At 64.7% G+C, this 20,912-nt stretch carries 32 protein-coding genes and 1 tRNA gene; 6 read left to right on the top strand and 27 right to left on the bottom strand.

What is annotated here, in order from left to right; translation table 11 throughout:
- Positions 1–12 precede the first annotated feature (12 nt).
- From HSR6_RS01695 to HSR6_RS01680, 4 genes are all read left to right on the top strand, one after another.
- Positions 13–696 (top strand): potassium channel family protein, encoded by a 684-nt coding sequence (locus HSR6_RS01695; protein WP_071932621.1) that lies wholly within the window; start codon positions 13–15, stop codon positions 694–696.
- 31 nt (positions 697–727) lie between these two features.
- Entirely contained in the window at positions 728–2,302 is a 1,575-nt protein-coding gene (locus tag HSR6_RS01690) for a TrkH family potassium uptake protein (RefSeq protein ID WP_071932620.1), read from the top strand.
- Positions 2,299–2,517, top strand: a complete 219-nt coding sequence (locus HSR6_RS01685) for a hypothetical protein (protein ID WP_070364319.1) — start codon at positions 2,299–2,301, stop codon at positions 2,515–2,517. The genes HSR6_RS01690 and HSR6_RS01685 overlap by 4 nt, the downstream gene beginning before the upstream one ends.
- A 111-nt stretch (positions 2,518–2,628) precedes the next feature.
- On the top strand, positions 2,629–3,933 hold the full coding sequence (locus HSR6_RS01680) for an amidohydrolase (protein WP_071932619.1): 1,305 nt from the start codon (positions 2,629–2,631) through the stop codon (positions 3,931–3,933).
- A 375-nt stretch (positions 3,934–4,308) separates the two neighbouring features.
- On the opposite strand, the gene secY is transcribed toward HSR6_RS01680, so the two are convergent.
- From secY to HSR6_RS01555, 25 genes are read right to left on the bottom strand one after another with little or no spacing between them, the layout of a single operon-like run.
- Positions 4,309–5,790: a preprotein translocase subunit SecY gene (gene secY, locus HSR6_RS01675; RefSeq protein WP_070364317.1), complete on the bottom strand. Its 1,482-nt coding sequence runs from the start codon at positions 5,788–5,790 to the stop codon at positions 4,309–4,311.
- A 3-nt stretch (positions 5,791–5,793) separates the two neighbouring features.
- Complete coding sequence (locus HSR6_RS01670) at positions 5,794–6,258, bottom strand: uL15m family ribosomal protein (protein WP_070364316.1); 465 nt, start codon at positions 6,256–6,258, stop codon at positions 5,794–5,796.
- 2 nt (positions 6,259–6,260) lie between these two features.
- On the bottom strand, positions 6,261–6,725 hold the full coding sequence (gene rpmD / locus HSR6_RS01665) for a 50S ribosomal protein L30 (RefSeq protein WP_070364315.1): 465 nt from the start codon (positions 6,723–6,725) through the stop codon (positions 6,261–6,263).
- Complete coding sequence (locus tag HSR6_RS01660; protein WP_070364314.1) at positions 6,725–7,363, bottom strand: 30S ribosomal protein S5; 639 nt, start codon at positions 7,361–7,363, stop codon at positions 6,725–6,727. Before HSR6_RS01660 ends, rpmD begins: the two co-directional genes overlap by 1 nt.
- The gene (locus HSR6_RS01655; protein WP_070364313.1) at positions 7,360–7,917 is read right to left on the bottom strand and encodes a 50S ribosomal protein L18; all 558 of its coding nucleotides are present in this window, start codon (positions 7,915–7,917) and stop codon (positions 7,360–7,362) included. The genes HSR6_RS01660 and HSR6_RS01655 overlap by 4 nt, the downstream gene beginning before the upstream one ends.
- Complete coding sequence (locus HSR6_RS01650) at positions 7,917–8,378, bottom strand: 50S ribosomal protein L19e (protein ID WP_070364312.1); 462 nt, start codon at positions 8,376–8,378, stop codon at positions 7,917–7,919. The genes HSR6_RS01655 and HSR6_RS01650 overlap by 1 nt, the downstream gene beginning before the upstream one ends.
- Positions 8,371–9,093 carry a 50S ribosomal protein L32e gene (locus tag HSR6_RS01645; protein WP_071932618.1) on the bottom strand — a complete coding sequence of 241 codons (723 nt, stop codon included), beginning with the start codon at positions 9,091–9,093 and terminating at the stop codon, positions 8,371–8,373. The genes HSR6_RS01650 and HSR6_RS01645 overlap by 8 nt, the downstream gene beginning before the upstream one ends.
- Position 9,094: 1 nt before the next feature.
- Complete coding sequence (locus tag HSR6_RS01640) at positions 9,095–9,631, bottom strand: 50S ribosomal protein L6 (protein WP_070364310.1); 537 nt, start codon at positions 9,629–9,631, stop codon at positions 9,095–9,097.
- 2 nt (positions 9,632–9,633) lie between these two features.
- On the bottom strand, positions 9,634–10,026 hold the full coding sequence (locus tag HSR6_RS01635) for a 30S ribosomal protein S8 (RefSeq protein WP_071932617.1): 393 nt from the start codon (positions 10,024–10,026) through the stop codon (positions 9,634–9,636).
- Positions 10,027–10,028: 2 nt separating this feature from the next.
- Complete coding sequence (locus HSR6_RS01630) at positions 10,029–10,184, bottom strand: 30S ribosomal protein S14 (protein ID WP_070364308.1); 156 nt, start codon at positions 10,182–10,184, stop codon at positions 10,029–10,031.
- A complete protein-coding gene (locus tag HSR6_RS01625) occupies positions 10,181–10,705 on the bottom strand; it encodes a 50S ribosomal protein L5 (protein ID WP_070364307.1) in 525 nt (174 codons plus the stop codon). The genes HSR6_RS01630 and HSR6_RS01625 overlap by 4 nt, the downstream gene beginning before the upstream one ends.
- Positions 10,705–11,427, bottom strand: a complete 723-nt coding sequence (locus HSR6_RS01620; RefSeq protein WP_070364306.1) for a 30S ribosomal protein S4e — start codon at positions 11,425–11,427, stop codon at positions 10,705–10,707. Before HSR6_RS01620 ends, HSR6_RS01625 begins: the two co-directional genes overlap by 1 nt.
- Positions 11,424–11,780 (bottom strand): 50S ribosomal protein L24, encoded by a 357-nt coding sequence (rplX, locus tag HSR6_RS01615; RefSeq protein WP_071932616.1) that lies wholly within the window; start codon positions 11,778–11,780, stop codon positions 11,424–11,426. The genes HSR6_RS01620 and rplX overlap by 4 nt, the downstream gene beginning before the upstream one ends.
- A gap of 2 nt (positions 11,781–11,782) precedes the next feature.
- Positions 11,783–12,181 carry a 50S ribosomal protein L14 gene (locus tag HSR6_RS01610; protein WP_070364304.1) on the bottom strand — a complete coding sequence of 133 codons (399 nt, stop codon included), beginning with the start codon at positions 12,179–12,181 and terminating at the stop codon, positions 11,783–11,785.
- Positions 12,181–12,513 (bottom strand): 30S ribosomal protein S17, encoded by a 333-nt coding sequence (locus HSR6_RS01605; protein WP_070364303.1) that lies wholly within the window; start codon positions 12,511–12,513, stop codon positions 12,181–12,183. The genes HSR6_RS01610 and HSR6_RS01605 overlap by 1 nt, the downstream gene beginning before the upstream one ends.
- Entirely contained in the window at positions 12,504–12,866 is a 363-nt protein-coding gene (locus HSR6_RS01600; protein WP_070364302.1) for a ribonuclease P protein component 1, read from the bottom strand. Before HSR6_RS01600 ends, HSR6_RS01605 begins: the two co-directional genes overlap by 10 nt.
- 1 nt (position 12,867) lies before the next feature.
- Entirely contained in the window at positions 12,868–13,086 is a 219-nt protein-coding gene (gene rpmC / locus HSR6_RS01595; protein ID WP_070364301.1) for a 50S ribosomal protein L29, read from the bottom strand.
- Positions 13,083–13,976 (bottom strand): 30S ribosomal protein S3, encoded by an 894-nt coding sequence (locus HSR6_RS01590; protein ID WP_070364300.1) that lies wholly within the window; start codon positions 13,974–13,976, stop codon positions 13,083–13,085. Before HSR6_RS01590 ends, rpmC begins: the two co-directional genes overlap by 4 nt.
- Entirely contained in the window at positions 13,976–14,446 is a 471-nt protein-coding gene (locus HSR6_RS01585) for a 50S ribosomal protein L22 (RefSeq protein ID WP_070364299.1), read from the bottom strand. The genes HSR6_RS01590 and HSR6_RS01585 overlap by 1 nt, the downstream gene beginning before the upstream one ends.
- A 2-nt stretch (positions 14,447–14,448) precedes the next feature.
- Complete coding sequence (locus tag HSR6_RS01580; protein WP_070364298.1) at positions 14,449–14,871, bottom strand: 30S ribosomal protein S19; 423 nt, start codon at positions 14,869–14,871, stop codon at positions 14,449–14,451.
- A 1-nt stretch (position 14,872) separates the two neighbouring features.
- Complete coding sequence (locus HSR6_RS01575) at positions 14,873–15,592, bottom strand: 50S ribosomal protein L2 (RefSeq protein ID WP_070364297.1); 720 nt, start codon at positions 15,590–15,592, stop codon at positions 14,873–14,875.
- A gap of 1 nt (position 15,593) precedes the next feature.
- On the bottom strand, positions 15,594–15,848 hold the full coding sequence (locus tag HSR6_RS01570) for a 50S ribosomal protein L23 (protein ID WP_070364296.1): 255 nt from the start codon (positions 15,846–15,848) through the stop codon (positions 15,594–15,596).
- Entirely contained in the window at positions 15,845–16,594 is a 750-nt protein-coding gene (gene rpl4p / locus HSR6_RS01565) for a 50S ribosomal protein L4 (protein WP_071932615.1), read from the bottom strand. The genes HSR6_RS01570 and rpl4p overlap by 4 nt, the downstream gene beginning before the upstream one ends.
- A 3-nt stretch (positions 16,595–16,597) precedes the next feature.
- A complete protein-coding gene (locus HSR6_RS01560; protein WP_070364294.1) occupies positions 16,598–17,611 on the bottom strand; it encodes a 50S ribosomal protein L3 in 1,014 nt (337 codons plus the stop codon).
- A gap of 4 nt (positions 17,612–17,615) precedes the next feature.
- Positions 17,616–18,482 carry a putative RNA uridine N3 methyltransferase gene (locus tag HSR6_RS01555; RefSeq protein WP_070364293.1) on the bottom strand — a complete coding sequence of 289 codons (867 nt, stop codon included), beginning with the start codon at positions 18,480–18,482 and terminating at the stop codon, positions 17,616–17,618.
- A 212-nt stretch (positions 18,483–18,694) separates the two neighbouring features.
- Between HSR6_RS01555 and HSR6_RS01550 the strand changes: the two genes are divergently transcribed.
- Entirely contained in the window at positions 18,695–18,913 is a 219-nt protein-coding gene (locus HSR6_RS01550) for a hypothetical protein (RefSeq protein ID WP_071932614.1), read from the top strand.
- A gap of 57 nt (positions 18,914–18,970) precedes the next feature.
- A tRNA-Gly gene (locus HSR6_RS01545) sits at positions 18,971–19,041 on the top strand.
- Between the two features lie 585 nt (positions 19,042–19,626).
- Here HSR6_RS01545 and HSR6_RS01540 read toward each other — a convergent pair.
- On the bottom strand, positions 19,627–20,544 hold the full coding sequence (locus tag HSR6_RS01540) for a DMT family transporter (protein ID WP_070364291.1): 918 nt from the start codon (positions 20,542–20,544) through the stop codon (positions 19,627–19,629).
- 49 nt (positions 20,545–20,593) lie between these two features.
- Positions 20,594–20,848: a hypothetical protein gene (locus HSR6_RS01535; RefSeq protein WP_070364290.1), complete on the bottom strand. Its 255-nt coding sequence runs from the start codon at positions 20,846–20,848 to the stop codon at positions 20,594–20,596.
- Positions 20,849–20,912: the final 64 nt, after the last annotated feature.

The following is a 20,912-nucleotide window of genomic DNA, read 5'->3' as shown; positions in this document are numbered from 1 at the left end:
TGAGCGAAAACCATGTATCTCATCATCGTCGGTGCGGGCGATATCGGCACGCCACTGATCGATATCGCGACCGCGGCCGGAAACGAAGTCGTCGTGATCGAACGCGACGAAGCCCGAGCGGATTTCATCGCGAGCGAGTACGACTGCCTGGTGCTCAACGCGGACGCGACGAACATCGATACGTTCGAGGAGGCCGGCGCAGGGAAGGCCGATGCGATCATCTCCACGGCCGAACACGACGCGACGAACGTGATGACGAGTCTCCTTGCCGAGGAGTTCGAAATTCCACACGTGCTCTCGGTTATGCACAACACCGATCACCGTGAGCTCTTCAGGCGGATCGGCGTCCAGACGATGGAGAACCCGGAGGACCTGATCGCAGATCACCTCTACCGGGCGGTCGAACGACCGGCGATCAGGGACTTCCTTCGGATCGGTGAGGATGCAGAGGTCTTCGAGATCACGGTGACCGAGGACGCCGAACTGGCAGGGATGAGCATCGGCGAGGCGGCCGAACAGAGCCGGATCCCCGAAGACGTGCTGTTCGTCGCGATCGATCGGGAGGGCTGTGACCGGCCGATCACCCCTGGCGGCAATACGGTTCTTCAGGCCGGCGATCTGGTGACCGTCTACTCCGGGTTCGGCGCGGACCCCGAACTCACTGACCTGTTCGGCCACTTCGAGGACCACCTTTAGGGCCACGCCCTGTACGAGACGATCCACGATCATGTATCACCCACGATTCAACCTCCACATCGGGACCGGCCCCCAGACGGTCATTCGGGACATCGGCCGGATGCTCGAGGCCCTCGGCGGACTGATGGTGGTCTCCCTCCTGATTCCGCTCGTCTGGCAGGAATTCTACGCCATCCCGGCACTTTTGGTCTCGGCAGCGATCCCAATTGGCCTGGGCCGCTTTCTGCACCAGCGCTTCGCGTCGGCGAGTGACCCCACGCGGTATCACGGGATGGTGATCGCCGCGTCCGGCTGGTTCTTCGTCGCGCTCTTTGGCGCCCTGCCCTTCCTCCTGATCGCCTGGACGGTCAGACTCGACCCGGCCCTGCTGCGCGTGCCGGCTGAAACGGCCACGCTCGCCGCGTTCACGGACCCGCTCAACGCACTGTTCGAGTCGATGAGCGGCTTTACCGGAACGGGGCTAACCATGACCGACGACGAATCGGTCCTGCCACACACCCTCCAGTGGTGGCGGACGTTCACCGAGTGGGTCGGCGGCGTCGGGGTGATCGTTCTGACCGCGGCGATTCTGTCCCGACCCGGGAGTGGCTCGTTGACCCTCTATCAGAGCGAGGCGCGGTCGAAGAAGATCCACCCGAGCATCGTCTCGACGGTCCGGACCATCTGGTGGATCTTCCTCCTCTTTACCTTCGTCTCCATCTTCGCGCTGTTCCTCGCCGGCATGCCCATCTGGGATTCGATCAACCACGCGATGACCGGACTCGCGACCGGCGGGTTCTCGATCACGGACAACTCGATTGCCACCTACGACAGCGCCGTGATCGACTTCGTGTTGATTCCGATCATGCTCATGGGCTCGATCGCCTTTCCCGTCCACTATCTGATGCTCAACGGCGATCTGCGAAACCTCTATCAGGACCTGCAGACCCGGTGGGTGTTCCTCTACATGGGGGCCGGGTCGGCACTCGTGTGGGCGATCGTGTACGCGACTGGCGTCTACGAGACCGCCTTCGCGGCGCTTCGGTACGGGCTCTTCCAGTTCGTCTCGGCGGCTACCTGTACGGGGTTCCAGACCGCCGTTGACGCGACGAACGTCGCGCTGGGCAGTTGGCCGGCCGCAGCCCAGCTCACCGTGACGGGTGGCATGGTCGTCGGGGGTGCAGCCGGGTCGACCGTCGGCGGGATCAAGCTCATCCGGGCCCTCACGCTGGCCAAGGGGATGCGGTTCCAGATCGCGGGCGTCTTCTATCCCGATTCGGCGGTTCGACGCATGAAAATCGACGGCCGGAGTCTCACACCGGAAGAGAGTCACCGCGAGTTCACCGAGGCCGCCATCATCACGCTGCTCTGGGTGCTCTTTCTGTTGGTCGGCGTGATGGTGTTGTTGGTGATCCTCCCCGACACCTACACCCTGGAGAACGTCCTCTTCGAGGTCGCAAGCGCACAGGGGAACGTCGGCCTCTCGGCTGGCATCACGGGCCCCGAATCCCTGCCCCGGATCGGGAAAGTCCTCTTTCTCTTTCACATGTGGATCGGCCGGCTGGAGATCATCCCGATCCTGGTGACGATGCGGTCGGCCCTCCACTATCTGGGGGGATACAAATGAACCCGACGGCCATCCCGCTCGTCGAGACCGTATTCGAGGTCGGCGCCCAGGACCGCCTGTTCGACGGGCTCCTCCTGATCGGTCCCGTCCTCCTCGTGCTGATCGCGGCCGTGGGTCGAACCCCGCTCACGATGGCGTTGGCCGGGGGGTACATCGCGGCCTTCCTCCTCCATATCGGTCATCGATACGCCCGAGAAGAATCGGGCAGTGCATGACTCCAGGAGCTCCCGGTCGATCACTCTCAGCGACACTTCCGATGGCCAGTGGCACACCCGAAAGACGAGCGGGAAAAGCTACTTCGAAGCGTCGACGCGTAGCACCGGTGAATGACAGTACTCGACAACGTGCCGTCCCGGCGTCGGCTCAGCAGCCTTCGACGGGCCTTCCATCGCTATCCCGAGCCCGGGTGGCGGGAGTTCTACACGACGGTCCGGATCGTCGACGAACTCGAATCCATCGGCGTGGACGAAATCGCTGTCGGGCCGGCGGCCCTCGACACCGCGAAACGGCTCGGCGTGCCGGACACCGAGGAACTCGACGAGTGGTTCCAGGAGGCCAAAGATCGCTACGACGGCCAGTCGGACGTGTTCGACGCGATCGAAGGGGGTCATACGGGGGCCGTGGCCGTACTGGACCGTGGGGACGGGCCCACCGTCGGCCTTCGGGTGGATATCGACGCGCTCCCGGTCACGGAGTCCGAGGATCCGGCCCACGTTCCCGCAGCGGAAGGGTTCCGCTCGGAGAACGAGGGCTACATGCACGCCTGCGGACACGATGCACACATCACGTTCGGCCTCGGAACCATCGAGACCCTCCAGCGGAGTGACTTCGAGGGAACGCTCAAAGTGTTCTTCCAGCCGGCAGAGGAGCTGCTCGGTGGGGGTAAAGCGATGGCCAACGGCCCGCACATCGAGGACGTCGATTACATGATCGGGACCCACGTCGGCCTGGGACAGCCGACCGGCGGGGTCGTCGCTGGGGCCAGGGGAGCCCTCGCGCTCAACCGGATGCAATTCGAGTTCAGCGGCACGCAGGCCCACGCCGGTCTGGCACCGAACCAGGGAGACAACGCCCTCCAGGCGTTCCTCACGGCGGCCGAGAACCTCTACGGGATTCCCCGACATCGAGAGGGTGTAACCCGGGTGAACGTCGGCCAGGTCCGCTCGGAGAACGGCACAAACGTCATCGCCGATCGCGTACAGGCGCAGGTAGAGGTCCGGGGCGAGACGACCGAACTGATGGGGTACATGCGGGATTCCGTCGAGCGGATCCTGGAATCCGCCGCCGAGATGCACGAGTGTAGCGTCGAGTACACGACCATCGGCGAGTCCATCCGGCACGATTCGGACCCGGAGCTGGTCGAGCTGGTGACCGGGGTAGCAGACGACGTGGACGGCGTCTCAGAAGTAGTGCCCTGGATGGAAATGGGGTCGAGCGAAGACGTCACCTACCTGCTGAAGGCAGTCAGCGACACCGGCGGGTACAGCACGCTAATCGGGATCGGAACGAGCCACCCCGGGGACTATCACACACCGACCTTCGACGTCATCGAGGACAGTCTCCCGATCGGGGTTGGCATCCTCTCGACGGTCGCCCGTCGGCTCTTCGAGGATCCGCTTTCCGTGGACTGACGCCCCGAAACCGCTTCTCCGTTTACCGGTCGAAACGCTGTCCGACAGATCAGTTCAGTAGGGATTCACCTCGATGCGGGCCAACGTGGCAAGCGATGGTCGATAAACAGCAGTTTATCTTACTGATTACTTGTCAACTGCTAAAAACGAAGGGTCCCGGACACCCGTCCGTAAGGGGATTGGTTTTGGAAAATTGGTTGTACGATTGCCACGATTCTCGATTTGGTCTACGTAAAGTCCTGTGGTGGTGGGTTTCAGTAGACTCACGCCCTTCATCTTTTCTGGGAATACCCGTAATCGGATGTCGGATCAGACATGTGACTGTCCGAGTTAGTGAAAGCGAGATAAAATTGGGGTGAAAGCCACTTACGATAACTACTCCTGGAACATCTCGCGCATCATGGGATGCATCTCCATGAGCTGCTCCTCGGCGATCTCCTCGTAGAGCTTGTAGATGATGGAGATCGTCAGGAGCAGGCCCGTTCCGGAGACCTGCCCGATGGTGCCGAGCATGTTCGCCAGGACGGCGAGCAGCCCCACGAGGGCCCCGCCAATGACGGTGACCTGGGGGATGTACCGCTCCATGACCTTCTCGATAACGCCGACGTTCTGCCGGAACCCGGGGATCTGCATCCCGGAGTTCTGGATCTGCTTTGCCGTCGCCTCGGGCCCCATGTCGGCGGTCTCCACCCAGAAGATGGCGAAGATCGCCCCGCCGACGATCATGATGAAGAGGTCGATCGCGACCCGGAGCATGATCTGGGCCGGGTCCTGGGCCGTCCCGCCGAGCCACCACATCCAGTCCGAACGCTGGTAGATGGGCGCCAGGTAATAGAACAACCCATCAACTGGGACGAGTTGGCCCTGAGTCTCCTGGTAGACGCCCAACCAGGTCGGCATGCCGGCTTCGCCGAGTTGGCTCCGCAACAGCCGCCCGAGGAACTGAATGTTTGCCTGCAACGCCCGAACGAGAATCATCGGCAGCACGCTCGCGTAGATGAGCTTCACCGGGAAGCGGCCCCGGGCACCCTTCACGCGGGCGTGACTGAGCGGAATCTCGACCCGCACCGACTCGGCGTAGACGACGACCGAGAAGATGAGGATGGTCGTGATGATGGCGAGAATCTGCCCGTCGATGAGCAGGAACATGATCCCGTCCGCAGAGAGGATCGAGGGCATCGCCCCGGCGTTCCCCAGTGCGATGTCGATCCAGGTGGGGATCACGCCCTCGTTGCCGACCTCGCCCTCCCAGAAGAACAGGCCGCCGACCAGACTCTGGGAGACACCGGCGACGATGAACAGGCCGATCCCCGATCCGACACCCCACTTGGAGATGACCTCGTCCATGTAGAGGATGAGGATCCCGCCGACGAGCACCTGGGCAAATATCAGCGACTGCACGCCGAACGTCCCGATTCCCAGGCTGGCGGCGATCTGATCACTGGGCGGCAGGAAATTGCCCATGTAGACGATCGGGATCGCCGTTAGCAGGGTCATCACGATCACGAGGAGCTTCTGGAGGCCCTGATAGAGCGCCTGGTCGCGGGGGTCTGAGGTATCCAGCCCCAGCAGGTTCGCCCCGCCCAGAAGCTGCAAGACGATGGAGGCGGTGACGATCGGGCCGATCCCGACCTGCAGGATCGTCCCCTGACCGCCGGCGAGCAGGCTGCGGAACTGTCCGAACAGGTCCTCGCCGCCGCCCGCCACGCCGAAGAGATACACGTTCGTCAGGAAGAAGTAAAGCACCAGCACGGCGCCCGTCCAGGCCAGCTTGCGCTTGAACGGAACGTGGCCCGTCGGTCGCTCGACCGAGGGCATCCGGGTCAGATAGGGTTCAGCGGCCTCCTTCCATCCCATGGGTTAGTCCTCGCTTTCGTCCGGTTCGTCCGTGGCGTCCTCGGGAACGATGGCGTCCCCGCCGGTCGCTTCGAGTGCGTCCCGGGCACCGTCGGTGAAGGCGTCGGCCGTGACCGAAAGGGTGTGGTGGAGTTGCCCCCCACCCAGGACCTTCACGACGTCGGCCTCCGCATCGCCCAGTTCGCGGGCGTCGACCTGATAGCCGTCGTCGGTCTCGGTGACGACACCCGACTCGACGAGAAGCGGAAGATCCTCGTCGATCTCGCGGAGTTTGACCTCCGAGACGGTCGTCTGTACCTTCTCCGGACGCTTGAAGCCGCTCTTGCCGAGCGGTTCGTAGTGGTGATACTCGTGTTTGTCGCGGCCGGCGCGGCCACGGCCCCCGCGATGACCGGCTCCACGCCGGTTCTTCTGGGACCCGCTGCTGTGGGTTCGCGTGCCGCGCTGGCGTCGTTTCTTGCTCGTCATGGTTATCGCATCGCCGCGAGGAGTTCGTCTATCTCCGCGGTGCTGTGAGTGCCAAGCTGACCGCCCTGGCTCCGGGGGTTCTTGATGCCCTCGTGGCCGCCCCGTGGTGGGTGCAGCCGGAGGGTCGGCGAGAGACCAAGCTCTCGCAGTGTGGTCTCCTCCTCAAGCAGCGCGGCTGCGAGGGACTCGAAGGAGTCGTACTCGGTGTGCTCGGCCAGCCACGCCTCGTCCACGTCGGCGTCGCCTTCGAGCGGTTCGAGGCGCGTTGCCAGAACCGTCTCCAGCGCGTCCTGGCTGGGCTCGCCGAAGGCCACGTAGTCGTTGACCTTCGTGAGCATGCCACGATACGTGTCGGTCTCCGGCACTAGCGTGCAGTGGTTGACGCCATGAAGGTTCAGCATGTCGAGGGTGTCCTCGACGGCCGCCATCATGTTGACGTCACCACGGATCTGAACGACGGCCTGCATCACTCGATCACCTCACGCACGTCGAGCGTGCGGTCGGGGACCCGGGCCTCGGTCGTCCGCTTGAGGGCGTTGAAGGTCGCCTTGCCGAAGTTGACCGTACTCCGGGTCTTCCCCGACGAGCGGGTCCAGATGTCCTCGATCCCGGCGATCGAGAGCACCTGGCGGACCGTTTCACCGGCCGCGAGACCGAGGCCTCGTGGCGCGGGGATCAGTTCGACCTCGACGCTCCCGGCCTTGCCGGTCGTGCGGAGCGCGACGGTGTGGGGCAGCCCACAGCCACACTCCCAGGACCCACAGCCCCGAGAGACGTCGATGATGTTCAGCTTCGCGATGTCGATGGCTTTCTGGATCGCCCCGCCGACCTGGTCGTCGCGGCCCTCGGCGTAGCCAACATAGCCGTCGCGGTTGCCGACGACGACCGCCACGCGGAACTTCACGCGGCGGCCGGAGTCGGTCATCCGCTGGACCATGTTGATGTCGAGTACCTCGTCGTCGAGCCCCGGCAGGAGCGTGTCGACGATTTCCGGCTCCTTCAGTGGAAGGCCGGAGTTGAGGGCGGCGGACATGTCTTCGATCTCGCCGTCCTTGGTGCGACGACCCAGTCGGGTCGTGGGCTCCCAGGCGTCGGTGTGACTCATTCGTTATCCTCCAGTAGGGCCGAACGCACTGTATCGAAGTGGTCCGGCAGGTCTGTTGCGTCGAACGAACCGCTGTAAAGCGGCTCGTCGAGTTGCGTTGCGTACTCGGCGATGTGTTCGCCACGGGTCCGTTCCCAGTCCGCGAAGACCGAATCGTTGTGCGGGATCGAGAGCCCGGCGTCGATGGCACCCTCCTGAATGGCGAACACCTTCGCGCCCGGGGTCGCTCGGTTGAGGCCGATGTCGAGCACGGCCTCGGTCAGTCCCGCTTCGAGGGCCCGCGTGCCGGCCAGGAGGCCGGTCAGGTAGGCCGCCGGGAGATTGCCCGTGGGGGCCTCCCAGCCGAACTCGGCCAGATCGGCCGAGATCGCCTTCGCGATCGTTTCGTCTCCGTCCGGACCGAGAGTCACCAGCTGCGCCCTGGCGTGCTGGTTGCTCACGCGAGCAACCAGTCGGGGCTTCCCGGATTTCAGCAGGCGCAACCGCTGATGGTAATCTGTCCGGACCTCGCGGCGTCGCCGCATCGGTACTTTGTAGCGTGGTCCGCTGGCCATTAGATGTCACCTCGTTCGATGTCGTAGTTGTCCTCGATGTAGGCCCGGAGCCGGCGGACGCTGTCGAACTCGCCACCGCTTGCCATCCGATAGAGCTGGCGGTACTGCGAGCGGGAGAGCGGGCCGTCGTCCCGCAGCTCGCGGAGTTCGCGTCGAATCGCCCGGATGCCGTCCCGGTACTCGTCCGCCGGGTCCGAACGAGCCCCGGCCTTCCCTTTGCGGGTGCCCGGGCCCTTCCGATGGCCGGCGGCGCGTTTTTCGTCTCGTTTCCGGGCGCGACCGCGGGAGTTGCCCGACGGCTCGCTCGCCCGAATCGTCCCGTTCTGGACCAGTTCGCGGATGTCCTCGCGGGTGATCGCTTCGGCGATCTCGCTCTGTTCGTCCGGGTCGAGCCAGATACGGTTCTCGCCGACATCGAGCACGTCGGCGGCGAGTCGCTTCTGGGTCGAGAGATCACTCATTCTCGGTCACCTCCACTTCCTCGTAGGTCGGGTTGAGCACGCGGATCTCCCGCTCGGCCGCGATGTCCTCAATGCGCTCGCGCTTGCGTCCGCCGACGGCGCTGGCGATCCGAACCGCCTCCCGGTCGGGATCGACGTCTTCGAGGTCCTCGGGGCGGTGAACCCGCACTTCTTCGAAGCCGCTGGGGTGCAGGCCGCGGACGGCCGTCGGGGTCCGGTAACCGGCCTCGACGGTCGCGCCCTTCCCCTTGATACCCAGTCGCTGCTTCGAGAGGTTCCCACGTGGCTTGCGCCACGAGGCACTCACACGCTTTTTCTTGTGGTGGTCCTGCTGGTTGAACGCCGGTTTGCCCTCCCGTGCTCGCTGGGCGAGCAGCCGGGAGCGCTCCCCGTCGAGGTCGGGCGTCTTGTCGGCCACGCCACGGGGGCGCAGCTCGGTCTCGACCTCCGTGTCCGCAGCTTCTTCTTCTTCTTCTTCTTCGGCTTCGGTCTCGACCTCGGCCTCGGTCTCCTCCTCGATTTCGAGGCCGCCGACGTCCGCCTTGATGCGGGCCGCAAGCGCGTTCCCGATTCCCTCGAGTTCGGCGAGTTCGGACTGGCTTGCCGCCTGCAGGTCCGTAATCGTCTCGTAGCCGCCCTCCCGGAGGGCGTCTGCCTTCGAGGGGCCGATCCCGCTGATGTCTTCGAGCTCTCCTGGCTCGCCGTTGTCGCTCATCTCAGGCACCTCCACGGGACGGCTTCTCGACGATGTACACGCCGTCCTGGAACACCCGCGTGTCCTTGTCGGGAACCCGGGTGAGTTGTTCGATCTCGCCGGCGGTCTGCCCCACGGCCTCCTTGTCGGGGCCGGTAAGGGTGATCTCGTCGCCGTCGATTGTTACCTCGGTGTCGCCGCGAATGGGGGCCCGTCGTGGGGCCTTCTCGCCGAGGAAGTTCTGGATCACGACCGCGTCGTCCTCGACGGAGACCTGCATCGGGAAGTGAGAGTAGTGGATCTGCATCCGGTACTCGAACTCCTCGGTGACCCCGTGGATCATGTTCTCCACGTGGCTCTGGAAGGTCCCCATCGTGGCGTTGGTCTTGGCGTCCGCCGCGTCGGATTCGATGCAGACGGTCTCGTCCTCGACGGAAACGGTCACGCCGGGGAACCAGAGTCGTCGCTGCACCGAGCCCGCCGGCCCCTCGACCGTGAGGTCAAAGCGCTCGGTCTCGGCGGAAACGTCCTCGGGTAGTTGGATTTCGATTCGTGACATTGTCAGTATACGTACGCGATGAGCTGGCCACCGATGCCCTTCTCGCGGGCCTCGTAGTGGCTCATGATCCCGCTTGAGGTCGTCACGATCAGCGTGCCGTAGTCCCGAGCCGGGAGAAATTGCTTCTCCCACTTCTCGAGTTCGTCCACGCCGGACGAGTATCGCGGGTTCACGGGTCCACACTCGTTGATGGACCCCGTCAGTTCGACCTCGAACGTTCCGGCGCGGCCGTCATCGACGTACTCGAAGCCGCCGATGTACCCGCGGTCATAGAGGACCTCGAGTACCGCACCGATCTCGTTCGAGGCGGGCGTTACCGTATGTGTCAACTGGCCAACACTCTCGGCATTGTTGATGCCCGAGAGCGCGTTCGCCAGTGGGTCGTCTGCTGTCATGATTAGCTGTACTTCTTGAAGCCCATCTGCGGGGCGATCTCCCGGAAGCACTGTCGACACAGCCAGATGTCGTACTTTCCGACGAGACCCTGTTCGCGGTCACATCGGCGACACGTGTGTGTCTGTCCGGTCTCCTGGGTATCTTCTGTGTCGCTCATGTCGTTACCTCCAGGTCGTAGTTGGCTTCGAGGTACGCGATGGCGTCCTCGGCCGTCAGCCGGTGGTTCGACGGGATCTGGCGAGTGGCCTGGTCGCGCTTGGAGACGCGATAGCCCGGCCGGACCATGTTGACGGTCACGTCGAGGCCGAAGATCCCGATGGTCGGGTCGTACTCCTGGCTGGGGAAGTCGGTGTGCTCTTCGATGCCGAAGCTCACGTTTCCGGTCTGATCGAAGTTCCCACGGGTCACGTCGGCGATCGCGAGTGCCCGGTCGAGGAAGTCCTCGGCGAGGTCACCACGGATGGTGACCTTCGCGCCGATCGGGTCGCCCGCGCGAATGCCGAACTCCGGTTCGGTCCGCTTGGCGGTCGTCCGGACCGGCTCCTGGCCCGTGATCTCTTCGAGGATCGTCTCGGCCAGCTGCAGATCCTCCCCACCGTGGCCGACGCCCATGTGGACGACGACCTTCTCGATGCTCGGTTCGCGCATCACGTGGAAGTCAGTCTCGGTGCTGGACATCAGGCATCACCCTCCGTGGGCAACTCGGCGTCCTCGCCGACGAAGTTCTCGTCGATGACGACGACGTACTCCTCGACGGTCTCGAAGACGCCCTCGCCGGTGTCGACGGTGACGGTGTTCGAGGCGCTGCCGGGGGTTACGCTAATGTCTTCGACAGTACCGATCTCGCCGGCGTGCTGGCCGGCGACGGCGGTCACGAGTGCGCCCTCCTCGTACACGAAGTGGGCGACGATCTCGTTTGTCTCGTTGTCCAGGACGATCGAGTCGTTCCCGCTGTAGTCCTCGTCCTCGACGATCAGGTTCGCACCGTCGTGGAGGTTCAGCTGGGTCCGACCGCCCGAGACGGTCGTCTTGCCGATGATCTTCCCGAGTTTGGAGCCCGCGTCGGCCTCGTCGATCGGCGTCAGGCCGAGCCGGCCGCCCTCGTCCGGGAACACCCGGTAGTACTCGTCGCGTTCGGGGAACGCCAGGATGTCGAACATCCCGACTGGTCGGTTGCGATCGTCGACGCTGTCACCGTTGATGCGGACGCCACCGGAGTTCACCGCGTAGGTGGCCTCCGTGGCGGTGTCGACGTACCCGAGTACGTCCCGAAGGACGATCACGAGGGGGACGCCGTCCTCGCCGTGCGGTCCGCCGGCGGCTTTCGCCGTGAAGGTGGCGGTCTTGCGTTCGACCGGCCAGGACTTCGGGACCGAGAGTCGTTTCTGATGGTTGCTCATTCTGTCTCACCTTCGAGTCGCGCTTCGCGCACGGGATCCTCCAGGTCCAGCTCCGTGACCCGCAGGTTCGAGGCGTCGAGGGGACGAGGCACTTCCTCGTCCTCCGCGGTCTCCTGGGTGACACCCTCGACGTGGACGACGGCGGCCTTCAGATCGACGGCCAGAACCTCGCCTTCCTCCCCGGCGAAATCGCCGCGAAGGACCTCGACGGTGTCACCAGCGTTGACGATGACACTCCGCTGTCCGTACTCCTCGCGGAGGTCGTCGCTGAGCGTGGCCCGAACCTGCTTGTGTCGCTCGTGGAGCGGCGCACGTTCGGTTCCCATACGCTGTTTGGTTGGTTGTTCACTCATAGCTATACGATCATTGTCGCTGTCGACGCGATGCTTCCGTACCGCTCTGCGACTTCCCGGGCGATGGGGCCTTTGATCTCCGTGCCCCGCGGCTCGCCCATGTCGTCGATGATGACGGCAGCGTTGTCTTCGAATTTGACACGCGTGCCATCCGGTCGGCGGATGGGCTTGCGCTGTCGAACGACGACGGCCTCGAGCACCTGGCGACGCATTTCGGGCGTGCCTTTGGTGACCGAGACGGTCACTTTGTCACCCAGGCCGGCCTTCGGATGCCGGTTGATCGTTCCCTGGTACCCGGAGACGCTAATTACCTTGAGTTCGCGTGCGCCCGTGTTGTCCGCACACGTGATCAGCGAACCCTTCTCCAGGCCCGGGGTGACATCGGCCTTGATGGCTTCCATCAGGCCTCACCCCCGTCGTCGGTAATTTCGACGACGACGTGGCTTTTCGTCTTCGAGAGCGGTCGTGTCTCTGCGATGCGGACCGTGTCGCCTGTCTGCAAGTCAAAGCACGCCGGGGCGTGAGCCGCGACGCGCGATCGACGCTTCATGTACCGATCGTATTTCGGTACGTACACGTCGTACTCGCGCTCGACGACGACGGTCTTTTCCATGTCCGTCGAGGCAACCGTGCCCTCGATGACCTGGCCGCGCACGGAAAGGCTTCCGTGGAACGGACAGTTGTCATCGGCGCAGGTGCCTTCCGGCTCCGTTACGTTCAGTCCTATCGCCATTGTAATCGTCCTCCTGAAACGGTTCTGCGGGCGGGTCGTGAGAGCAATCGACGTCCATCCACCGTAACGGAGGCCGTCGCCTCGCCAGCCGAGCCAGCCGACACGGCCGGTTGAGCGACGGTCCCGGCGCCCTTCGCGGACGCCGCGGCTTCATCTGTGATCACGAATTCGAATGTCGTTCCCGCCTTGGGAACCCGAACCTCGCCCGAGTCACGCTCGATCAGGAGCGTGTGTTTCGTCTCGTCGACGACCCGGCCCTCGATACCGACCCGTGTCGGGTCAGTCGAAGTCGCGACTCGGACCCGCAGTCCGATGAGCTCGTGGCCGGGCAACGTCTCGGGCGAGAGTGTCATCTTACTGTTCCTCCGCGGCTGGGTCGCTCTCCTCGGCCTGGATCGTCTTGATCCGGGCGACGGTGCGCCGCAGCTCCTTGATTCGTGCCGGGTTCTCCGGCGCGCCACCGGCGGCCTTGACCGCCTTGGCGTTGAGAAGTTCCGTCTGTAGCTCCTCGAGTTCGGACTCCCGTTCGGCCGGAGTCATGTCCCGGATCTCGGTGGGGTAGAGGATCGTCATTCCTCCACCTCCTCGTCCATCTCATCCAGGAGTTGCTCGGCCTCGGCCTCGGCGTCTTCCTCGACGTCCTCGATTTCGGGCGCCTCGGCCGCCTCGGTGTCTTCGGTCTCGGGCTCCTCCTCGACGTCTTCGAGGAGTTCCTCTTCGATTTCGGCCTCCTCCGGGGACTCGTCCCCGCCGGGGGTCTCGACTTCTTCGAAGTCCTCGGCGGCGGCTTCGGTGTCCTCGGGTTCGCCTTCGAGGAGCTCCTCGACGGACTCGCCCTCCGTTTCGACCACGAGATCCGAAATGTCGGCGTCCTCCTCGATGGTGAAGTCGTCGGGCAACTCGGCCTCGGGCGGGATGATCTTCACGTTGACCCCGATCGTGCCGAGTTTCATGACCGCGACGGCCTGACCCGCATCGACGATCTCCTCGGCGGGTTCGCCGTTGTGCTTGATGTAGCCACGGTTGAACTTCTCGACACGGGATCGAGCGCCGGTCACCTTGCCGGCGAGCACGATCTCCGCGCCGAGCGCGCCGGCTTCCATGATCCGGTCGATCGTCGTGTGACCGGCCTTCCGGAAGTACCAGCCGCGTTCGAGGGCGTTCGCCAGCCGGTCGGCCACGATCTGGGCGTTCAGATCCGGCTCCTCGACCTCCTGCACGTCGATCTGTGGGTCTTCGAGGTTGAACCGCTCCTCGAGTTCGGTCGTGATCTTCCGGATGTTCTTTCCGCCCTTGCCGATGACCATGCCGGGCTTTTCCGCTTCGAGGACGATCTGGGTCCCCATCGGCGTGTGAGCGACTTCCATGCCGCCGTAGCCCGCACGGGCGAGTTCGTCCGCGAAGAACTCGTCGATCTGGGAGCGCTGTAGCCCCTGCTCGATGAATTCGAGTTCGTCTGCCATTATTGCTCACCTGCCTCCGGATCGACGACGATCATCTCGACGTCGACTTGGGTCGTGTTCCAGGGCGAGGCCCGCCCGAACGCGCGGGGCTTTCGTCCCTCCTGCTCGCCGACCTTGTGGGCGGCGACGTGGGCAATCTCCATCTCGGCGGGCTCGTGCCCGGCCTGTTCGGCGTTGTTGGAGACGTTTCCCAAAAGCGACTGGAAGGCCGCGGTGGCCTTCTCGGGGTATCGACCGGCGTCCCAGCCGTCGATGTCCCCGCGGTGACCGACACCGCTGTTGTGCTGTTTGAACGGCACGGACTGCTCGCCGGCCGCCACCGCTTCGAGGTACGCTTCGGCCTCCTCGACGGTCCGCCCTTTGATGGCACGGGCGATGGCCTTGCTGTGCTTCAGGCTCATAGGCCGATCGCGGAGCATCCCCTTCGCGGAGGACTCCGGATCGACGTCGACGCTGTAACTGATTCCCATGCTCATTTCAGTGGCACGAACTTCGAAGAGCGGGTCGCGCCGATGCCCGCCTGCCCGTGCTCGACCTGTGTCCGGGTCTGCTGGAACTCGCCGAGGTAGTGCCCGAGCATCTCGGGCTCGACCTTGACGCGTTCGAAGCTCTGTCCGGTGTACACGGCAAACGTCAGGCCCACGAACTCCGGGACCACCGGCATATCACGCAGGTGGGTCCGGATCGGGTCGTCGGCCGTCTGTTCGGGTTCAGCGTCTCGCGCCTCGGCGAGCAGCTTCTCGTGTTCCGTGGACAGGCCACGGGTGATAGTTCGCCGCTGTCGTGCGGGAAGCAGTTCCGCGACCTCCTCAAGGGACATCTCCTGCAACTCCTCTAGTTCGTAGCCGCGATAGGTGAATGCCTCGTCCTCGCGGCCGGTGCGTAGTTCGCTCATGTTAGTTCCCTCCGCGGCCGGTTCGTCGTGATCCGATGTCGCCGACCTTGCGACCCGGCGGGGCGTTCTTCGAGACGCTCTTCGGGCGTCCCGGGTGCTGTCGGCCGCCACCACCGAACGGGTGGTCGACGGCGTTCATCGCGACCCCGCGAACCCGCGGCCACTTCGTGCCCCGGGATTTCATTTTGTGATGTTTCTTCCCTGCCTTGACGAAGGGCTTCTCGGTCCGACCGCCACCGGCGACGACGCCGATGGTCGCCCGGCAGTCCGGGGAGAGCCGTTTGACCTCGTCACTCGGGAGCTTGACGACCGTCGCGTCCCGTTCGTGAGTGACCAGGTCGGCACTGACCCCGGACGCCCGGGCGTACTTCCCGCCGTCGCCCGGCTGGGCTTCGACGTTGACGATCGGAACCCCTTCGGGGATCTCCGCCAGGGGCAGCGTGTTGCCCGGTTCGATGGCGGCGGAGACGCCGACCTCGATCCGGTCGCCGACCCCGACCCCTTCCGGCGCCAGCACCAGTCGCTCGTCGCCGTCTTCGAAGGCGACGCGAGCGACGGGGGCACTCCGGGCGGGGTCGTGTTCGATGTCCGTGACTTCGCCGACGAGGAGATCGCCCTCCTCCTCGACCTTGTGGGAGAGTTCCGCTTTGTACCGATGGGAAGGCGCCCGGAACGTCGAGGTTCCGCGACCGCGTCGTTGTCCCTGAATGCGTCGTCCCATCTCAGAACACCCCGATTCTGGAGGCGACGTCCTGTGCGTCGTCGTCCTCCGAGAGTGTCACGATTGCTTTCTTCGTCCCGTTCATGGTAATCATCGTATTGACGTCCAGTACGGACACGTCATAGCGGTCCTCGACCTCGTCGCGAACCGCCGGCTTCGACGCGTCCATGTCGACGACGAACTGAAGCTTGTTGTCGAAGTCCATCGCGTTCATCGCCTTCTCGGTCACGAGGGGGTGGTCGATGACGTCGCTCATCGGTCTGCCACCTCCGCGAGGCCGCTTTCGGTGAAGACGGTGAGTCGACCGACCTCGCCACCGGGGGCCAGGTCCTCGGCGTTGACCTCTCGACCGGTCGCCACGGTGACGCCGGCCAGGTTGCGGGCGGCCCGCGAGGGCCCGCTCTCACTGGAAGTGACCACGAGGACCGAGCTCGGACGTCGGTATTTGCGGCCACGCCGCTTGCCCTGCCCAGCCCGGATGGATCGTCCCTCGTCGGCGCGCTCGATGTCGGCCCCGAGGCCCACGGCCTCGAGGGTGGCGAGTGCCTCCTGGGTCTTCTGCACGTCCTCGAAGTCGTCCTCGAGGACGATGGGGAGTGTCTCGGCGTCGAACTGGTGACCGCGTTCGGCGACCAGTTCGGGATCCGTCGTCGCCGCGATGGCGCTGCGGACCGCTGCCTTTCGCTCCTTGTCGTTGATGGTTCGCGTGCGATCCTTCTCGGCTTTCGGCGGATGGGCCGTACGGCCCCCGACGGTGTGGGGAACCCGAACGCCCTGTCCCTCCGAGCGCGGCACGTGGGCCATCCCACGACCGCTCCCGAAGGACTCGCCGGACGTTCGCATCCCGGCGTACTCGTCGGCACCGTAGTCCTGTCGACGGTTGGCCTGGGCGGCGGTCACAGCCTGCCGGACGAGGTCCGGGCGGACTGGCTCGTCGAAGACCGTCGGTAAGTCGACGGTCTCGACTTCCTCGCCGTCCAGGTCTCTGAGTGGTACCTGCATGGTTTATCCTTGGTTCGAGGCGGTGCTCACGTGCCGCACCTCGGGATCGAGACGCGGCGACTGGTTCGGCCGTACAGCCGGCCGGAACCGCACCAGGCGCTTCTCCGGACCGGGAACCGATCCTTCGATGAGCGCGTACGGGCCCTCGATTTCGCCGTAGTTGGGGAAGCCACCGTCGACGGTGACGTCATCCTCGTCGCCGAATTCGAGGAGCCGCTTGTTGAGTTCAGTTCGCTGGTGGTAGCCGGTCTGCCCCTGCTGGGGGACCGTCGAGCGAACGCGTGAGGGGTTCCACGGGCCGAGGTTGCCGATCCGGCGACGCCAGCCCTGGCGGGCGTGTTTGCCCTTTCGCTTCTGGACACCCCAGCGCTTGACGGGCCCCTGCAGGCCCTTGCCCTTGGTGACGCCCGCGACGTCGAGGAACTCGCCGGCGCGGAACACGTCGCCGAACTCGAAGGCCCCCTCGGCGTCGAGGAGGTCGAGGGCGAACTCCACGCGGTCGCCGATCGTGCCGCCGCCGACGCGATTCTCCATCACGTCTGGCTTCTTGCGTGGCACGCTTGGCACCTCGGCGGGAACCGTATAGGAGACGACACGTACGTCGTCGACGGATCCGTCTTCGAGGGCCGCAGTCAGTGTGTCTCTGTTCTCGTCCTGTGCACCGTCCGGTAGGGAGACAGCTCGATCGAGGTCGGGATGGGCGTTCTCGGCCCAGACCTCAGTGAGGGGGCGTTTCCCGTAAGCCGTGTTCTCGTACGCACGCACGGCTGCAACGCGCATGGGCGGGGTCTCCACGACGGTTACGGGCACGGTCGTCTCCATGCCTTCAGTCGCGGAATTGGCCTGGTCGTCGATCATGACGACGTGGGACATGCCAGCTTTGTACCCGGCAAATCCCTGCAGGCCGACCTGCCCGTCGTCGTCGGGCCACGAGCCGAATCGTGGCACGACACTCTGAGCGCGCTTGCGGGGGCTGAACCCCATCGAGCCTTTTCGTGGTCGGTTTGGTTGTGGCATCGTATCACTCCGTGAGCGTCAGGTGAGCGAGGGTCGCGAACATCGCCTCCTCGGTTCGCACGACCTCGCTGCCCTGGTCCGGGATAGTATTCAGCCAGGCGTCGAATCCGGCCGGTGAGTCGGTGGGACGGGTCTCGCTGTCCATCGGGGGGCCCGAATCGGCCGCCAGTTCGCCCGGATCGAGTCCGAGCATCGCCGGCAGGCCACGACCCGGGGCCCCAAACGCGACGGTCAGTCCGTCCTCGACGCCCTGGGTCGCTACCTCGGTCGCCATGGACGCCGTCAACGGCGTGCCGTGACGAGAGGTACCGACCCGGAGTCCGGCGTCGGGACGACCGAGAGCGTCCCGGAGGTTCACGCGCTCGACGGCAAAGCCCGGAAGGGGCTCGGCCACGAGCTTCGCGCGAACCGGTCGTCGCGAAGAGACCCTGATGGTCACGCGTTCCCCCTCCGCCACGTCCATACCGGGTGGCGTGTGGAGGGAGACCGGGTGTTGCAGTCCGCAATTGACCCGAACGCGCCCGTCAGATCCGACCTGGGTCACTACTCCCTGACGTAACGACCCCGAACCGCTCGATTCGGAGCCGGTCCATGCCGAGAGACGGAGCGGGGGAAGCACACCGGCGTACTCCAGTTCGTCCCGCGTCCCGAATACCTCCTTTCGGAGGTAGGGCGGTGTCGCGGCGTACCGGAGGACCGTCTCGACGAACCCGCCGCCCCATCGATTCTCCCCCTCGGGGTCCGGAAAGACCTCGAGGCGGTCGGCCCGGAAGACCGCCGCCGCCCGGGCGACGTACCCCAGCTTGAGGGTCGCCGACCGTTTGTCGGTGGTCTCCCGGACGAGGGACGACGGCACGAGTACACTGATCATGCCGGCCCGCGTCCGCGTCTCGCCATGAGACTGTAGGCATCTTTTTCGACTCGCCCATATAAGCATGGCGTTTCAATCCGCGAGTATGCGTCGGTTTGACGTACGTTTTCGGACGTTTCGGGGTGTTTTGGGCCGGTCGAAATCCTGGGTCCCGTCCGGGACGGGCACTCGCCGCCGAACGAGGTATGTGGTTGGAACACAAACATGTTCATATGCTCCCCCTCCAGGTTCCCGGCGGGATGGAACTGCTGATCATCCTGCTCCTCTTTGTCCTGCCACTCGTGGTGATCGTCGGCCTGCTCGTCATTCTGAAACGCATGCTCACCGGGGACAACGTCGACGAGGAGCGGATCGACGAGCTCGAAGCGGAGCTCGAGGACCTGGAGCGGACCGTCGAACGGTTGCAAACGGAGCGAAGCGACGGAGAGTGAGCCCCTCGATTCGAAAGGGTTTTTCCCATGGCTCACTCAGAGTCAGTTGCAAGGCCTGCGCTGGTAGTGTAGTGGTATCACGTGACCTTGCCATGGTCACAACCGGGGTTCAAATCCCCGCCAGCGCATTTCTCATTGACTTCTACCCTCGAGCGACCAGCTTGCTGTGTCGCGAGAGGTAGAATCGCGGTCGTAAATGCGGCTGGGATTTGAATCAGGGAACGAGCGCAGCGAAGTGACCGTGGTTCAAATCCCCGCCAGCGCATTTCTCAATTACATCGACACCGAGCGACCCGCAGGTGTCGCTCGGTTCGATTTGCGGTCGTGAATGCGGCTGGGATTTGAATCAGGGAACGAGCGCAGCGAAGTGACCGTGGTTCAAATCCCCGCCAGCGCACAGCGAGGCGCGAGCTGAGCGAGCGCCTCGATACGGCGAACGGGGAGGGACGACCCGTGAGCCCCACTTTTTCCGAGGGGCTGCTCCGCAGCCCCTCGCAAAAACTTGGGGAAAAGACCGCTATCGGCTGTGAAGGTCTGGTTCAAATCCCCGCCAGCGCACTTCTCCGAGACGTTCACCGGCGAGCGACCAGCTTGCTGTGTCGCGAGCCGTGAACTCGACTGATGAGGGCGGCTGGGATTTGAACCCTATCAGGCGCGCGCAGCGGAGCGAGCACGGCTGATTTCGGTTCAAATCCCCGCCAGCAGCCGCCTAGTCACAAGAAAAGCCCGGGTTCGACCGTCACGAACACCACCCCGATCACCACGAGCAACGCACCCAGGACGATCCCCCGCGTGACCCGTTCGAGGTCCTTGAGGAAGAAATAGGCGAAGACGGTGGTGAAAAGCGGGGCCGTCGAGGCCAACGACTCCACGATGGCCACTCGCCCGGCCGGAAGCGCGAGCGCCCCGAACATCGAGAGCAGGGCGACGGCAGTGAGGACACCACTCCCGGCGAAATAGAGGTAGGAACGGCGCTCTGCCGACCGGAAGCCGGCCGTCCCACTGACCGCGGCATACCCCAGAAAGACGAGCAGGGCCCCGGCCTCGTTGAGCGCGACGGCCTGCAGCACGTCCGCGCCGCCGGTTCCAAGCCCCAGCCGTCGGAGCACGTTCCCGAAGGCAAAGAGCGTGCCCGAGGCGAGCGGGTAGGCCAGATCACGGGTCTCCCAACCCGTGATGTCACCGCCCTTCGAGAGGCTGAGAATCGCCAGGCCCGCGACGAGAACGACGATCCCCACGCCGGTCGCGAGCGAGACCGGTTCGCCGAGCAGTCCGAAAGCGAGGGCCGTCGCGAACAGCGGGCGGGCGCTGACGACGGCGCTGTTGATGCTCGCCCCCACCCGGTCGACACCGACGAAGATGGCCAGCCGACCCAGGGCCGTTCCAGTCATGCCGGCGAAGAGAAAGAGCCCCGCCACAGCCGGATCGAGCCCGGCAAGCAGGGCCGGGCCGCGGAACACGAGCAACGCTAGGACAAAAAGCGTGAGGTCCACGACGACCACTGTCAGCGAGGCCTGGAGTGCGGTCCCCGAAAGGGACATCCCGCGCTTGTCGAGCACGGGAGAGAACCCCCAGATGACCGCCGGAACGAACGCGAGGAGATAGACCGTGGCGTCGGGACCGAGAGTCATACCGGCCCTCCGGCCGACGGGCCCAAGAAGCCACCCGTTTGCCGACGACTCAATCCACCCGGGTGACGACCAGCGGCTCGGCTTCGTCCATCGGCACCTCGATCTGGAGGAACGATTCGTTTTCGGTGTCGTAAATCACCATGATGTCCTCGCCGGTGCAGAACATCTGGCAGGTCGCACAGGTGTACTTCTTCCCGGTCTCCAGCCCTTCGGCGATTTCCTGCAGTTCCTCGGCGGTTACGTCCTCGTCGCCCGAGAGCCGGTCGACGATCGATTCGAGCCTGGCCTGTGTGTCCTGTTCCATGGTAACACTCGCACATATTAATTGGTTCTCTCACATGAAAACACTGATGCCACAATACGCGGGG

Source organism: Halodesulfurarchaeum formicicum, assembly GCF_001886955.1.
Lineage (GTDB): Archaea > Halobacteriota > Halobacteria > Halobacteriales > Halobacteriaceae > Halodesulfurarchaeum > Halodesulfurarchaeum formicicum.
Note: the sequence above shows the minus strand (reverse complement) of the source record. Positions and strands in the feature narration are given on the sequence as shown.

Coding starts and splice junctions, on each gene's coding strand:
- rpl4p (WP_071932615.1), bottom strand. CDS start 16,594: ATGCAGGTACCACTCAGAGACCTGGACGGCGAGGAAGTCGAGACCGTC.
- HSR6_RS01620 (WP_070364306.1), bottom strand. CDS start 11,427: ATGAGCAACCATCAGAAACGACTCTCGGTCCCGAAGTCCTGGCCGGTC.
- HSR6_RS01635 (WP_071932617.1), bottom strand. CDS start 10,026: ATGACAGCAGACGACCCACTGGCGAACGCGCTCTCGGGCATCAACAAT.
- secY (WP_070364317.1), bottom strand. CDS start 5,790: ATGGGATGGAAGGAGGCCGCTGAACCCTATCTGACCCGGATGCCCTCG.
- HSR6_RS01660 (WP_070364314.1), bottom strand. CDS start 7,363: ATGAGTCACACCGACGCCTGGGAGCCCACGACCCGACTGGGTCGTCGC.
- HSR6_RS01610 (WP_070364304.1), bottom strand. CDS start 12,181: ATGGAAGCCATCAAGGCCGATGTCACCCCGGGCCTGGAGAAGGGTTCG.
- HSR6_RS01535 (WP_070364290.1), bottom strand. CDS start 20,848: ATGGAACAGGACACACAGGCCAGGCTCGAATCGATCGTCGACCGGCTC.
- HSR6_RS01590 (WP_070364300.1), bottom strand. CDS start 13,976: ATGGCAGACGAACTCGAATTCATCGAGCAGGGGCTACAGCGCTCCCAG.
- HSR6_RS01640 (WP_070364310.1), bottom strand. CDS start 9,631: ATGTCACGAATCGAAATCCAACTACCCGAGGACGTTTCCGCCGAGACC.
- HSR6_RS01625 (WP_070364307.1), bottom strand. CDS start 10,705: ATGTCCAGCACCGAGACTGACTTCCACGTGATGCGCGAACCGAGCATC.
- HSR6_RS01560 (WP_070364294.1), bottom strand. CDS start 17,611: ATGCCACAACCAAACCGACCACGAAAAGGCTCGATGGGGTTCAGCCCC.
- HSR6_RS01585 (WP_070364299.1), bottom strand. CDS start 14,446: ATGGGAATCAGTTACAGCGTCGACGTCGATCCGGAGTCCTCCGCGAAG.
- HSR6_RS01605 (WP_070364303.1), bottom strand. CDS start 12,513: ATGGCGATAGGACTGAACGTAACGGAGCCGGAAGGCACCTGCGCCGAT.
- HSR6_RS01690 (WP_071932620.1), top strand. CDS start 728: ATGTATCACCCACGATTCAACCTCCACATCGGGACCGGCCCCCAGACG.
- HSR6_RS01570 (WP_070364296.1), bottom strand. CDS start 15,848: ATGAGCGACGTCATCGACCACCCCCTCGTGACCGAGAAGGCGATGAAC.
- HSR6_RS01670 (WP_070364316.1), bottom strand. CDS start 6,258: ATGACGAGCAAGAAACGACGCCAGCGCGGCACGCGAACCCACAGCAGC.
- HSR6_RS01695 (WP_071932621.1), top strand. CDS start 13: ATGTATCTCATCATCGTCGGTGCGGGCGATATCGGCACGCCACTGATC.
- HSR6_RS01540 (WP_070364291.1), bottom strand. CDS start 20,544: ATGACTCTCGGTCCCGACGCCACGGTCTATCTCCTCGCGTTCGTTCCG.
- HSR6_RS01680 (WP_071932619.1), top strand. CDS start 2,629: ATGACAGTACTCGACAACGTGCCGTCCCGGCGTCGGCTCAGCAGCCTT.
- HSR6_RS01630 (WP_070364308.1), bottom strand. CDS start 10,184: ATGAGCGACACAGAAGATACCCAGGAGACCGGACAGACACACACGTGT.
- rplX (WP_071932616.1), bottom strand. CDS start 11,780: ATGAGTGAACAACCAACCAAACAGCGTATGGGAACCGAACGTGCGCCG.
- rpmC (WP_070364301.1), bottom strand. CDS start 13,086: ATGACGATCCTCTACCCCACCGAGATCCGGGACATGACTCCGGCCGAA.
- HSR6_RS01650 (WP_070364312.1), bottom strand. CDS start 8,378: ATGAGTGATCTCTCGACCCAGAAGCGACTCGCCGCCGACGTGCTCGAT.
- HSR6_RS01580 (WP_070364298.1), bottom strand. CDS start 14,871: ATGAGCGAACTACGCACCGGCCGCGAGGACGAGGCATTCACCTATCGC.
- HSR6_RS01645 (WP_071932618.1), bottom strand. CDS start 9,093: ATGAGCGACAACGGCGAGCCAGGAGAGCTCGAAGACATCAGCGGGATC.
- HSR6_RS01685 (WP_070364319.1), top strand. CDS start 2,299: ATGAACCCGACGGCCATCCCGCTCGTCGAGACCGTATTCGAGGTCGGC.
- HSR6_RS01655 (WP_070364313.1), bottom strand. CDS start 7,917: ATGGCCAGCGGACCACGCTACAAAGTACCGATGCGGCGACGCCGCGAG.
- HSR6_RS01550 (WP_071932614.1), top strand. CDS start 18,695: ATGCTCCCCCTCCAGGTTCCCGGCGGGATGGAACTGCTGATCATCCTG.
- HSR6_RS01600 (WP_070364302.1), bottom strand. CDS start 12,866: ATGACACTCTCGCCCGAGACGTTGCCCGGCCACGAGCTCATCGGACTG.
- rpmD (WP_070364315.1), bottom strand. CDS start 6,725: ATGCAGGCCGTCGTTCAGATCCGTGGTGACGTCAACATGATGGCGGCC.
- HSR6_RS01555 (WP_070364293.1), bottom strand. CDS start 18,482: ATGATCAGTGTACTCGTGCCGTCGTCCCTCGTCCGGGAGACCACCGAC.
- HSR6_RS01575 (WP_070364297.1), bottom strand. CDS start 15,592: ATGGGACGACGCATTCAGGGACAACGACGCGGTCGCGGAACCTCGACG.